The sequence below is a fragment of the Meridianimarinicoccus roseus genome (assembly GCF_003172915.1).
GTDB classification, from domain to species: Bacteria; Pseudomonadota; Alphaproteobacteria; order Rhodobacterales; family Rhodobacteraceae; genus Meridianimarinicoccus; species Meridianimarinicoccus roseus.
The window spans coordinates 3,456-14,973 of sequence record NZ_QGKU01000040.1 but is presented as its reverse complement, the minus strand read 5'-3'; the positions used below and the strand labels follow the sequence as shown (position 1 = coordinate 14,973).

Annotated in this window: 11 protein-coding genes and 3 pseudogenes; 2 read left to right on the top strand and 12 right to left on the bottom strand. The window is 63.1% G+C overall.

Annotated features, from left to right (window positions below):
- On the bottom strand, positions 1-180 hold a 180-nt coding region (locus tag DKT77_RS21050), incomplete at its 3' end, for a hypothetical protein (protein ID WP_238547887.1).
- 47 nt (positions 181-227) lie between these two features.
- On the opposite strand from DKT77_RS21050, the pseudogene DKT77_RS21540 reads away from it, so the two are divergent.
- Positions 228-1,023, top strand: a pseudogene (locus DKT77_RS21540) (IS256 family transposase); the annotation flags it as partial.
- A 15-nt stretch (positions 1,024-1,038) separates the two neighbouring features.
- Here the strand turns inward: DKT77_RS21540 and DKT77_RS13340 are convergent.
- The 10 genes and pseudogenes from DKT77_RS13340 to DKT77_RS13295 form a co-directional block, all read right to left on the bottom strand.
- Positions 1,039-1,574: pseudogene (locus DKT77_RS13340) on the bottom strand (IS66 family transposase); the annotation flags it as partial.
- 111 nt (positions 1,575-1,685) lie between these two features.
- Positions 1,686-2,015: an IS66 family insertion sequence element accessory protein TnpB gene (tnpB, locus tag DKT77_RS13335; RefSeq protein ID WP_109812196.1), complete on the bottom strand. Its 330-nt coding sequence runs from the start codon at positions 2,013-2,015 to the stop codon at positions 1,686-1,688.
- Between the two features lie 220 nt (positions 2,016-2,235).
- Positions 2,236-2,394 (bottom strand): hypothetical protein, encoded by a 159-nt coding sequence (locus tag DKT77_RS21040; RefSeq protein WP_238547883.1) that lies wholly within the window; start codon positions 2,392-2,394, stop codon positions 2,236-2,238.
- Positions 2,395-2,576: 182 nt separating this feature from the next.
- A complete protein-coding gene (locus DKT77_RS13325) occupies positions 2,577-3,380 on the bottom strand; it encodes a hypothetical protein (RefSeq protein WP_109812195.1) in 804 nt (267 codons plus the stop codon).
- The gene (locus tag DKT77_RS13320) at positions 3,370-3,729 is read right to left on the bottom strand and encodes a DUF6165 family protein (protein ID WP_109812194.1); all 360 of its coding nucleotides are present in this window, start codon (positions 3,727-3,729) and stop codon (positions 3,370-3,372) included. The genes DKT77_RS13325 and DKT77_RS13320 overlap by 11 nt, the downstream gene beginning before the upstream one ends.
- A gap of 47 nt (positions 3,730-3,776) precedes the next feature.
- Positions 3,777-4,547 (bottom strand): hypothetical protein, encoded by a 771-nt coding sequence (locus DKT77_RS13315; RefSeq protein ID WP_109812193.1) that lies wholly within the window; start codon positions 4,545-4,547, stop codon positions 3,777-3,779.
- A 13-nt stretch (positions 4,548-4,560) separates the two neighbouring features.
- Complete coding sequence (locus DKT77_RS13310) at positions 4,561-4,971, bottom strand: hypothetical protein (protein ID WP_146205003.1); 411 nt, start codon at positions 4,969-4,971, stop codon at positions 4,561-4,563.
- A 121-nt stretch (positions 4,972-5,092) separates the two neighbouring features.
- Entirely contained in the window at positions 5,093-6,379 is a 1,287-nt protein-coding gene (locus DKT77_RS13305) for a glycosyltransferase family 9 protein (protein ID WP_109812191.1), read from the bottom strand.
- A 20-nt stretch (positions 6,380-6,399) separates the two neighbouring features.
- Positions 6,400-7,173, bottom strand: a complete 774-nt coding sequence (locus tag DKT77_RS13300) for an FkbM family methyltransferase (RefSeq protein ID WP_238547882.1) — start codon at positions 7,171-7,173, stop codon at positions 6,400-6,402.
- A 931-nt stretch (positions 7,174-8,104) separates the two neighbouring features.
- Positions 8,105-8,905 carry an endonuclease/exonuclease/phosphatase family protein gene (locus DKT77_RS13295; protein WP_109812189.1) on the bottom strand — a complete coding sequence of 267 codons (801 nt, stop codon included), beginning with the start codon at positions 8,903-8,905 and terminating at the stop codon, positions 8,105-8,107.
- 327 nt (positions 8,906-9,232) lie between these two features.
- Here DKT77_RS13295 and DKT77_RS13290 point away from each other — a divergent pair, with 327 nt between their 5' ends.
- Positions 9,233-11,086, top strand: a complete 1,854-nt coding sequence (locus DKT77_RS13290) for an SLC13 family permease (protein ID WP_109812188.1) — start codon at positions 9,233-9,235, stop codon at positions 11,084-11,086.
- A gap of 285 nt (positions 11,087-11,371) precedes the next feature.
- On the opposite strand, the pseudogene DKT77_RS21035 reads toward DKT77_RS13290, so the two are convergent.
- Positions 11,372-11,518: pseudogene (locus DKT77_RS21035) on the bottom strand (IS3 family transposase); the annotation flags it as partial.

Below are 11,518 nucleotides of genomic sequence, written 5' to 3'. Positions count from 1 at the left end.
CCACGGACCCGGCAGAGCCATCCGCAGCGGCCGCGAGAACATGAGGATACAGACCCTCCTGACGGCCATCGCCATGAACCCGAAAAAGCTGGCGGCGGCGGTGCTGCCGCTGCTCCGTTCCACCATCGAAATGCGCGCAACAAGACCAATCCCGGCCCAGGCCCGAAGCAACTGCTTCAACAGCCCCCCAAGACCGATTTCCCGACCGTCCGGGGGACGGTCGGCGCGGTCGACGGCCCTGCCTTTGGCTCGATTCTATCTATATCAAAGTGCGCTGCTCCAGTCGCATCGTCAGCGTCGCGGCCGTCGGGGCCGTGGGGTCAACCTAGATGGTCGCCGTGAGGTCTTGGGTATCACGGTCCAGCCCAGTAAGGCTGAGGTCTTCTAGGACCAGTTCCTGCGATCCCTCGCCCATCGCGGCCTGCGCGGCACCCGCCTGATCATCGCCGACGATCACAGGGGGCTGAAAGCTGCTGCTGCCAAGGTGCCGGGAGCGCCCGCCCAACGCTGCCGGGTTTACTTCATGCGCAATGCGCTGGCTCGCGTTGGTAAGAAGGACCGCCCCATCGTCACCGCAACGCTCAGAACCGCCTTCGACCAGGACATGCTTGCAGCATCGAAAGACCAATGGGCCAAGCTGATCGACGCTTTCGATCCACACCATCCCAAGCTCGCAGACTTGATGCGCCGCGCCGAGGACGACATCCTGGCCCACCAGAGCTTCCAACAGGAACACTGGCCAAAATCCACTCCACGAATCCGCTCGAGCGCCTCAACAAAGAGATCAAACGCCGAGCCAACGTGGTCGGCATACTCCCAATTGAAGCTGCCGTCACCCGCCTCGGTCGGGCCCTGATGCTGGATCAGAATGATGAGTGGGCGATCATGCGGAGCTACATGACGCTGGAAACCGTCGCTGCCAATTGCGAACCTTGTCTTATGACTTCCCTCGGCTCCTTTGCGATAAAGGAGTCGCTACTTGGCACGGCATATATGCCGGGCAGCGGCGGAGGTCGGATGTAAGAGCGCCGGGGGCTAGATGATCTTTTCGCAGGCCCAGCAGATGAACTTCTCCCGTACGGTCTGGATCACTTTCCATCAGCGGGGGATGACCTCGAGCGTCTCGGTGTTCGCCACCGGTCTTGAACACATAACGACGCGATGGCTTACCCGCGCCCATCTTCACGATGCGATCGGATCCGCAGCAGGAACCGGTACTGGGGCCTCGACCACCACGCGTTCGTGCGGCAGGTGTGCAGGGAAGGCTTTCTTCACCGGCTTGCGCCGCTCGAAGGCGCCAAACTTGCTCGTCTTCCGTTCAGCCTGCACCCGGTCCTGGGCCGCATCTGCGACCAGCTCCTTGAGCTGCAGTTCCAGCTGGTCGACCACTTGGCGCTGCGCTCCGCGCTGCGGCCATACTTGTCGTGCTTGAGAAGCGCGATCTCGAGCTTCAGACCCGCGATCATCGCCTCGGAGGTCGAGACCATCGCGCCCGTCCGCGCAAGATCGGCTTCGGCCGTGGCAGTACCCTGCCCCGAAGCCGCAAGCGCGGCGCGGCGCGGCGCGGCGCGCAATTCTTCAAGCTCGGAGCGGGCCTCTTACATAGCGAACATCTACTAGGCCAGCTCATCAAAGGCCAGCAAGACAAAGGCTTTCTGGCAGGATTATCCAACCTTCGCAAGGCGTTACGTCCAGCGTGGATTGTGCCAGTCTATCCCCTCCAGGAGATGGCCAAGCTGCGCCGCCAAGATCTGCACAGCCTCCCCGTTGCCGCTGGTCGGCCAGATGAACGTCCCCGCCTCCAGCCGCTTGGTATAGAGCGACATGCCCACGCCGTCGTGCCAAAGCAGCTTGACCAGATCGCCCTTGCGGTCGCGAAAGCAGAAGATCTCTCCGGCATGCGGATCGCGCCCGAGCCCCTGCTGAACGGTCAGCGCCAGCGTGTTCATCCCGCGCCGCATGTCCGTCACCCCGCCAGCAATCCACACGCGCACCCCCGCCGGGAACGCGATCATTTGCCCTCCAGGATCGGCAGCAACCGGGCCAATGCGTCCGGATCCACCGACGAGGGCTCGCGCAGGCGCCGTCCGTTCCGCAGAAGGATCTCGAGCTGGACGGCGGGGGCCGACCGCCGCGGCGACTGGGAATCTGTGTCCGGCGCCATCTTCACCGGCATGAAAGCGGGGCCGCTTGCGTTCGCGAGTTCGCCGTTCCGATACTGTCGCCGCCAGATGGTCAGAAGCGAACGACAGATGCCATGCCGCCGCGCTGCCGATGTCCCTGATGGCTTTTCTCGACCACCCGGATCTTGTCCGCATCGCTCCAGTGCCGACGACGCGGCGCGTCCTCGGCGGACAGGATCTCGATCTGCGATGTGGACGTAAGGTCGACCATAACGTCGGACTTATCATCGCCTCCGGCGCCACGTCAGACGGCCCCCGCCCGAGGGATACGGTCTATCACGCACGGCTTCTTCGCAATGACTTCCAGACCCGCAACGCGGCGGATTAATCCGACCGTCCGCCCGACACAGTTTGCGGGCGGGACGTGGGGCTGATCTGTTGTAGTCGGCCCCGTCACGAGTGCGGGAAATCGTCATCAACCCGCACGGAATAGCAGCCGAAATAGCGGTGCGTGCCGACATGTCCGATCTCGGCCTCACAATCGAGCCAAAGCTCGCCGCCGCAGCCCTGAACCCAGCGGTGACTGAAAGCCTGGTCGGTATGTCCGAACAGTGTCCCGGCCGCGGCCGGTTCATGGCTCCAGAAGTCGTGCCACAGCAGATCCCGATGCCCGGGCAGGCACGCCATGCCCGGATAGGAGCGCGCGACGCCTGCGGCAACCATTCGCTCCGGCACCGCGCGTGTGATCAGCGCAAGCCCGGGCCCGGCCGCAGGCACGGTGATGAAACCGTTCTGCCGTTTCGGAACCCATTTCTGCCCGCCCCAATCCGCAACCTGGTGGTTGTAGAGCAGGCTCCGCGAAACGATCTCGGCGGCGCCTACCTCCGGCATCTTTCGAAACAGAGACCGGATCCGTTCCCAGTCGTAGGACTTCTGCGCGTATGCGGCGGCGACGAAATCCTCGCCGAACCCGATAAGCCGCCATACGGCAGCTGGGGAAAAGATCATATCACTGTCCAGCATCAGCATATGGCTGAACCGGGTTTCGGTAAGGAAGCGGCTGGTCAGGTGATTGCGCGAGATCGTCTGATCGGCACAGTCATAGCTCACAAGTGCGAACGGGACGCCGTGGCGCTGAAGATCCTGTGTCAGGTCGACGAGGCACCGAACCGTGTCCAGCACGACCTGCCCTCGCGCCGCCATGGCGAGCATCAGACACAGCGGACGCGGTGCGGTGTCCCCGGACTCAGCGGTCATAGATCTTAATCTCGGTCGAGACCGCGAGTCCGGCCTGCCGATCGATCAACGCCTTCAGTGCCGACCGGCGGTCGTTCAATTCCATAATCCTGCGGGCCAAAGCCGTAAAGTTCGGCCCTTGATCGCCACGTCGCTCGGCCCGTCTTATGGCGTCCTCAGCGGCCCACAGGTCGGCGTTCACGTTTGCCAGTTCGGCCTCTTCGGAAATCGGCGACAGAGGCAACCGCGCCCGAGCCTCTGCAAGGGCATCGCGTGCCGCGACCAAGGCGGGCACGTGAGGGGCGTGGGCCACCTTGAGGTCAAGAATCGAAAGGCGATCGACAAGCTCACCGGGCCCGATCTCTATCACGACCCGGGCTGGTGTCGCCGCAGCCTGTGAAGAGCTTGGCGATCCCCTCATCCGCGCTGCACCGGCCGGACAAGCTTTTGCGGGCGCCGCTCTTCAGCGGACTTCATCAGCGAGAAGGTCTGGTTGACGTAGTTCACGACGCCCTCGATTTCCTTTAGGTACGTGTCGAGCGCTGCCGTTCTTTCCGCTTCCACCAACTGGACCGGGCGCGTTGCGGGTTCGGTTTCGAACTGGACGTAGAACAGCGGTTCGCCCCGCCGCAGTACAAGGGGCGAGTCGGTCGCGTGCCATTCGAAAGCCCAGGTCAGCGGACGCGGCCATATGTGAATGGGAAACCGGCCTGATAGCGTAAGTCCCGGAAGAGGTTCGCTCCGGTAGTGCTGGAATGGCGGCAACTGCGCCATGTAAACCGGTTCGTCGGCAACGAAGAGATAGGGTAGTCGAAGCTGCAGGATGGGCCGGTCCGGATGGCGCCATTCCGAGCGCGGGCTGACGATCACGAGCCGGTCGAGCGCACTGCCCCGCATCGGCGACATCGCCCCTGCAAGGTCCTTGACCGCGGCCTCCCCGAACTGGGTTTCGGCAAGGCCGAGCCTCAAATCGAAGGGACAGACGATTTCGAAGAGACGGCTTTCTAGGTTCAATATCGCCGGGCAGGCGCTGGCGGACTTTGCATGAGAGCGCGGCCTATGGTCCCCCCTGAGCCGTCGCGGCGCGTCGTAAAGCACCGCTCCCTCCCGGTCCGTCAACAGCCAACCGACAGTGACCGACCCGGCCTCGACCTGCGACGGTTCGATATCCACGCGCAGCAGGATCATGTGCGGAAATGGATCAACCTATCTGGGCCGCAACCCAAGGCGGTGCCTTCACCCACCGGCCAAGCTTGCTGTCCAAATAAAGGCCGGTGCGGCGGTTATAGACGACCGTGACCGGCGCACGCGTCGCCGGATCGGTGATGCGTTGTGTGACAACTTCGGGTTCTGATCCTGCCGCTCCCGCCTTGCCGACATTCATGGGGGCCCCGCCGAAAGCCGTTTCCATGTTGATGCCGCCGAAGGCGGTGTTCATGTTCGAACCGGCGTAGATTGTATGGAACTGGCCACTGTCACCGGCATAGATTGTGTGTGCCAAACCGCCGTCGCCAGCATAGATCGTGGCAGCGTTAAGGCCACCTGCTACCTGGCCGGGCCGATTTCCGGGCAGGGTGGCGCGCCCGCCCAATTTGGAAATGTCACCGCCCACTGTGGGCCGCTTACGAAAGGCCATGACAGGAAACCCGCGTTGTCCTTTTCAATCTTACCGTAGCGTTAACTTCTGGGCAATCAATTTGTCGCGCGGCGGGGGAGAGGACGCGGCCAACGGACTAGCTGACAAACAGTTCTTTCCGGATACGTGCTACCGGTCCGCTCCAGTCGCCCGGTCGATCCTGTCGAAAGAGCCGCATCGACGGGTACCACACGGAACGCTCGCCAGTCCCCGCGAAGTACCAGAACGGTGCGCGATCCAGCATCAGCCAGACAGGTCTGCCCAGCGACCCTGCCAGATGCGCGACAGCGCTATCGGTCATGATCATCAGATCGAGCCGCTGCAGAAGGGCGGCGGTCTCGGCAAAATCGAAGTCATGGCAGTCGATCAACAGATCACCGAGGCCCGCCTCGGCAAGCTCGGCCTGTGGCGGCCCTTTCTGCAGGCTGTAGAGTTGCACGTCCGGCACGTCGAGCAGCGGCAGGAAATCCGCAAGGCCGGCGGCCCGCTGACGATTGCCCCCATAGCTCACGCTACCCGACCAGATCAGTCCGACCTTCTTTCGACCTCGTGCCCGGTCGATCAGCTGATCCAGTCCCTCAAACGGGCGGGCCGAAAGCCGGGCGCACTGCGGCTCGGGAGCGGCGAGGTTGAGGATGGCCGGGACCGACAGGGAGGGCACCCAGAAATCAGTGTCTTCCGGCACCGCCGCGCACTGATCGGTGACGCCATCAAGATCGGCGAAAAGAGCGGTGAGGGCCGACCGTTCCAGCAGTCGCACTTCCGCCCCCAACGCAGCAAGCCGTGGCAGGAAGCGCATGGACCAGATGGCGTCCCCGTGACCGCCCTCCGGCACAACGGCAAGCGTCCTGCCGACAAGGGACTCCCCACGCCAACGCGGCAAGGGCAAGGGTACGAAATGCGGATCCAAGCAGTGGCGACGTTCGAAAAGCGGCCATCCGCGCGCGAAGTCACCGGCGCCAAGATGAAGCATAGCAGCGCCGTAAGCGGCTGCATTGTTGGAAGGATCGCGCGCCAGAATGGCTGCAAAGGCATCCGCTGCACCAGGCAAGCCCGCTCGCGCCCGGTTCAGCGCCTCCTGGACCGCGGCGTCCTTGTCCCCGGGAACTGCTGCGCGCCAGCATCTCGCGGCCTCCGCCGCCGCTTCGGCGTGGCCCATCTGGCTGAGCACAAGGGTCAGGCGCGCCAGCACTTCCGGTTCTTTCGGCGCCACCGCCCGCGCGCGCGTCAACGCACCAACCGCAGCGGCTTCGCGCCCAGCTTCGAGATGAGCCTCGGCGATCAGCAGCCACGGCTCGAACCGCTCCTCACCCAATTCGAGGCTGGCCTCTGCAAGGGTGCGCGCGGTGTCGAACTGCGCCCGCCCATAAGCACGCAGGGCCATGGCATAGAGTCGCTCCGGATTCACGGGTCGCGGCCTCCCGCAGGCAGGTACACCTCGTCCCGCCCCAAAAAGCCCGCAACTGCGTAACCTTGAGCTGCCATGAACCGTGCGATCTCTGGCGAGGCGAGGTTGTTCTCGATAAGCCACGCCCCGACGCGCACCCTGTCGAACGGAAACCCAGCCAATGCCGCCATCTCGCCGCCCTCGACATCCATCGACACCATGTCGAGACTACCAATGCCAGCCTCATCGAGAATGCTCGCAAGTGTCCGAACCGCTACCTTGCGGAGCCGTTCCCGGTGCCTCGGGTCGGCGCGCACGGCAGACAGAAACATCGGGTCGTAGCTGGACAAAAGGCCGCTCATCTGTGTCATGCCCTGCTCCACTTCGAGGAAAAGGCCGGTTCCAGAAGAGTCACCAACTGCGAGGTTCAGGCAGGTGCACGACCGGGCGGCAAGCGCCCGTTGAAAAGGTACCTTTGCAGGTTCGATCAGCAGACCGCTCCAACCTCGGCATCGTTCGAGAAAGTAAGTGTTCAATCCGGTGGTCCCGTCATACCCCCCAACATCGAGGAATACACCGTCCCGGCGGCTGCCGAAGACCCATGTCGTCAAGAGGCAGTCTTGGCCCGCTTGGCTGGCACAGTCCCGGAAATGACCTTCCGATCTCAGCCGCCGCCACAGCGACGCCGCCTCGATACCTGCAATGCGGGTTTCGGGCATCTGCGAAGGAAAGCCCATTGCCGCGTAGCGGTCGCGCGCTTTGCACACCGGGGTCTCTGCGAAGGTTGCCATTTCGTCGTAGCCCCGTTTCCTCCGGTTATTCTTTGTATCCCGGCGAGGTCCGGATCGACTTATGGTGCACCGGTTTTGCCACCGCCCTCGCGCGGCACAATGACCACGTCCAATTTGGCTGCCGCCGCACTCAACCTGTCGCGCGGTCTTTCCGACGTGTCGACGAATGGACGCTCTGAAGATCCACGGGATCGCGCATCCGGTCAATAGAGGGCAACGTGCAGCAAGAAGCGTTTCTTTTGCGGAACCTATTCCCGCCTTTTTGACAGGCGCGTCCAGGACAAGCATCGGGCCGGAGATGGCGCGGCGGATCGTGTTCGCGTCTCGGATAGGAAAAACCTTGCCCGTGAACGCCCCGGGCCGTCGACGCGCACACCTCCTTCCTCGATTGTCGACCTCCGATAACTTGGCAGGAGAAGAGACCGTCACGCGTTCCGCAGCAGTCCCGACACGGCGAGGGAAACCGCTAAGCGCCGGGCCAATTGCCCACCACAGGTAGCATCTTAGAAAGTGGCGCCAGAGAGCGCGGCCCCCCAATCGTGAGTCTGGCCGCCGACAGCGACGACAAACCGTGCCAACGGTCGCGTTCAATGGTTGAGCGCGCAAGACGTTTCGCTGCGCATCATGGTTCAAATTCTTGCAAGCCCGCTCTCGCGCGACACGATGGACCGCAGTACCGGGCTTTCGATGTCGCGCCTGAGAATGGTCGTGCGGGCGCGCAGATCATTTGACACTGACTTGCTAGACCGGCTTGGCCGGCTTGGCCGTCCGCACGGAACACAGCTGCACGCACATTGCAATGTTGCAGCGCAGCTTCACCAACCCGGCCACTCATCGTTGATCGGCAAGCGGTGCAAGGTAAGCGGCAGCGGAGCAGAACGAAGCCGCCTTGCGGTGAACCATGACACCTGAGTGCTTTCGCGTTGTCCGCTTACATCTCAAGGACCAGCGGACAGTGATCCGACACCTCGGGATCATAGATCACGTCGAAGGAGCTGACGACCTCCTCCCGGTTCACCAGCATGTAGTCCGCAAACCGGCCCGGCTTCTTGTAGTGGGTGCTTCGTGTGCTTCCAAAGCCGCGCACGGTCACCAATTCACAAAAACCCGCTTCAGCGAGGATCCGGAGCGTTTCGCTACCCGGCTCGACGTTGAAATCACCACAAACCACCACAACGTCCTGTGGCCCTGAAACTCGGCGCGAGAGATCGAGCAGCTTGTGCGCCTGCTCTGCGCGCTCGGGCGTGTCCATCTTGCCATTGAGATCCCGCAGGCCGTGCATGTGAGTGACGCTGACCATCCTGTTCGATACGTAGTCGAATACCCTGACGCCGTGGGCGCAGCGGGATCGTGGGTGATCGCCGAAACCATCGGCGGAGTAGTCCTTGTGGACGAAGTCTTGAACCTGACCGATGACCGGCATCGAGCGATGTACGAATGTGGCCAGACCCCATTGCGATGGTATGGATTGCTCCCCGTCCCAAAGCACGCCCTGTGCAGCCGGACAGAAGACCGCGACGTGATCCGGAAGCGCGTTCGAGACATCCCTGAAGAAGTTGGCGCGCTGCTGCAGGACGTGATCTCCATCCCGGTAGGTCAACCAGTCCTTTTCCGAGGACGGGCTATGAACCACTTCTTGCAGGCACAGAATGTCCGGGGGGCTGCTGCGGACGTAGGAAACAAGAGCTTCATGCAGCTTTCCACCCCAGCCATTGAGACACACAATTTTCACGCGCCCTGCCCTCAAGCTTTCTTCGCAACCGATCCTCTTCCAGTTGCGGCAATCCTGCAAGGGGGGCTGGACGCGGACGAATGGCAGCAAAGCCAGCAGGTTGCCCGGGCGATGGTGATTGCAGCAGATCGCAGGCCAGAACGGGTGTTGGGAAAGCCGCGGCGCAGTGAGACACCCGGCGCTGCGACCACTGCGCTGAACGCCACAAGCGTGGTGTACGAGACTACGAACACACTCGGGCTTTGCATGAAATGGTTGTGGAGATGGTCCGGGTGTCCGACAAGCCAGGGACACGCCCTGCGCCGTTGCCTTACCAGGTAGGTATCAATGAACACCGAACCGCTTCTGATTTCCTGTATCTTGCTGGTCACGATGGGGCTGTTCCTATGGGGCCGGTTCCGGCACGACGTGGTTGCCCTCGCTGCGCTGATGGCATGCGTAATCGCCGGTCTCGTTCCTGCAGAGGATGCCTTCGCGGGGTTCGGGCATCCCGCGGTGATCACCGTGGCCTGCGTCCTGGTTCTCAGCCGGGGGCTGCAGAACACCGGCGCCGTGGATTGGCTGGCCCGCGGCGTACTCCCGCGCTCGGCGGGTCGTCTGGGGACCTTTGCCGCCCTCATGGGGCTTGGAGCCGCACTTTCCGGGTTCATGAACAACGTCGGTGCCATGGCGCTCCTGATGCCGGTTGCCGTGCAGGCTTCGGACCGGCTCGAGTTGACCCCCGGCCAGGTGCTGATGCCACTTGCGTTCGGCACCATTCTCGGCGGCATGACGACGTTGATCGGCACGCCGCCCAACCTGATCGTGTCGGGCTTTCGGGCCGAAGCCGGACTTGGCCATTTCGCGATTTTCGACTTTGCGCCAGTCGGGGTCGCCGTAGCGATGATAGGAGTGATCTTCATTACCCTGTTCGGCTGGCGCTTGGTTCCCCGGCGCCAATCCGCAACCGAGGGTGATTTCGACACCGGCGCCTACTTCACGGAGGTGCGGGTGCCTGAGGCCAGCAAGGCCATCGGACTCACCTTGCGCGAATTCGAACGCAAGATCGAGGACAGCGACGTCCAGGTCGTCGGTCTTGTCCGCAATGACGTCCGACTGACCGCGGCCCATGGCGGGCGACGCATTCGCGCCGACGACACCCTTGTGCTCGAAGCGGAGGTCGATGCGCTGGCCGAGGCGCTTTCCGTGTTCGATATCAAGCTTGAGCAGTCGATCGTGGCGCCGGAAGACGACCGGGATGACGCAAAAGCCAAGGCCGAAGGAGACGCGGATGATGACACGGCCGATCCCGACGACGGCACCGGAGCGCAAGCCAGTGACGACCGCGATGTCGTATTGCGCGAACTGGCCGTGCTGCCCGGATCAAGCGTGGTGGGACGTTCGGCAAGCGATATGCACCTGCGCACGCGCTATGGGCTGAACCTGCTGGCCGTTTCCCGCGAGGAGCGCCCACCGCGGTCGGGATTACGGACCCTCAAGCTGAAATCCGGTGATCTGCTGCTGGTCCAGGGTCCCCCGGATGCCGTTTCGGGATTCGTCAACGACACGGGATGTGTGCCCCTCGGGGCGCGCGATCTGCGCCTCCCCGACAAGCGCATGGCGCTGCTCGCCGCGGCAATCATGCTAGGCGCGATCACCCTGGTGACCCTGGGCGCGTTGTCGGCGGCTGTGGCCTTTGCGCTCGGCGTTCTTGCATCGATGGTCTTGCGCACGGTGCCGTTGCGCGAGGTCTACACGGCTATCGACTGGCCGGTGATCGTGCTGCTGGCTACCTTGATCCCGGTTGCCGGCGCCATGCAGACCACGGGTGCGGCCGACCTGTTGGCGCGGTTCCTTGTCGATACGGTCGCACAGGGCAACGCAGTCGCCGCACTTATCGTGGTTCTTGTCACGACGATGTTTCTGTCGGACGTCATGAACAATGCCGCGACAGCAGCCGTCCTGTGCCCCATTGCACTGGGAATTTCGACGACGCTTGGCGTCAATCCAGACAGTTTCCTGATGGCCGTTGCGATAGGTGCATCATGCGCGTTCCTGACCCCGATCGGCCATCAGAACAACACCCTGATCCTGGGGCCGGGCGGGTTTCGGTTCGGCGACTACTGGAAACTCGGGCTGCCGCTGGAAGTGCTTGTCGTTGCGGTAAGCGTGCCATTGCTGCTGATTGTCTGGCCATTGTGACCAACCGGAAGTCCCACGCGGCGTCGACCGGCCGTCGCTCATACTGTGCCGATAGTGCCGCACAAGGAGGTTCGGCTTGTTGCGTCTGAATGCGCAAAGCGCCGACCCGTTGGCCGCGCCGCACACCATATGCCGGTCCTTCGTGGCCCGGTATCACTCACGCGGCGCGGGCGCCAATCGCGCTCCGGGCCGCCGGGCACTTCTGCAGCCACCGGCCCAAGCCCATCCGCTCGCCGCCGTTCCTGGCGGCGCGATGCAAGTATGCCAATCCGTCCTTTCGTGCATCACCACAGAGCGCCATGCGATGATTTTTTTCGGTCGTGGGAATCGATGATGAAGGCACCGCGCACGATGTCGCCGTTCCAGCAGGTGAACTCGAACTCGTCCGAGCACCAACGCAGGTTGGAGCGCGTGACGATCATCTTGCCGTCG

Excerpts from the sequence above, each read along its gene's own strand:
- DKT77_RS13315 (WP_109812193.1), bottom strand. The coding sequence starts at position 4,547 with ATGATCCTGCTGCGCGTGGATATCGAACCGTCGCAGGTCGAGGCCGGG.
- tnpB (WP_109812196.1), bottom strand. The coding sequence starts at position 2,015 with ATGATCGCGTTCCCGGCGGGGGTGCGCGTGTGGATTGCTGGCGGGGTG.
- DKT77_RS13305 (WP_109812191.1), bottom strand. The coding sequence starts at position 6,379 with ATGGCCCTGCGTGCTTATGGGCGGGCGCAGTTCGACACCGCGCGCACC.
- DKT77_RS21040 (WP_238547883.1), bottom strand. The coding sequence starts at position 2,394 with ATGGTCGACCTTACGTCCACATCGCAGATCGAGATCCTGTCCGCCGAG.
- DKT77_RS13300 (WP_238547882.1), bottom strand. The coding sequence starts at position 7,173 with ATGGCAACCTTCGCAGAGACCCCGGTGTGCAAAGCGCGCGACCGCTAC.
- DKT77_RS13290 (WP_109812188.1), top strand. The coding sequence starts at position 9,233 with ATGAACACCGAACCGCTTCTGATTTCCTGTATCTTGCTGGTCACGATG.
- DKT77_RS13325 (WP_109812195.1), bottom strand. The coding sequence starts at position 3,380 with ATGACCGCTGAGTCCGGGGACACCGCACCGCGTCCGCTGTGTCTGATG.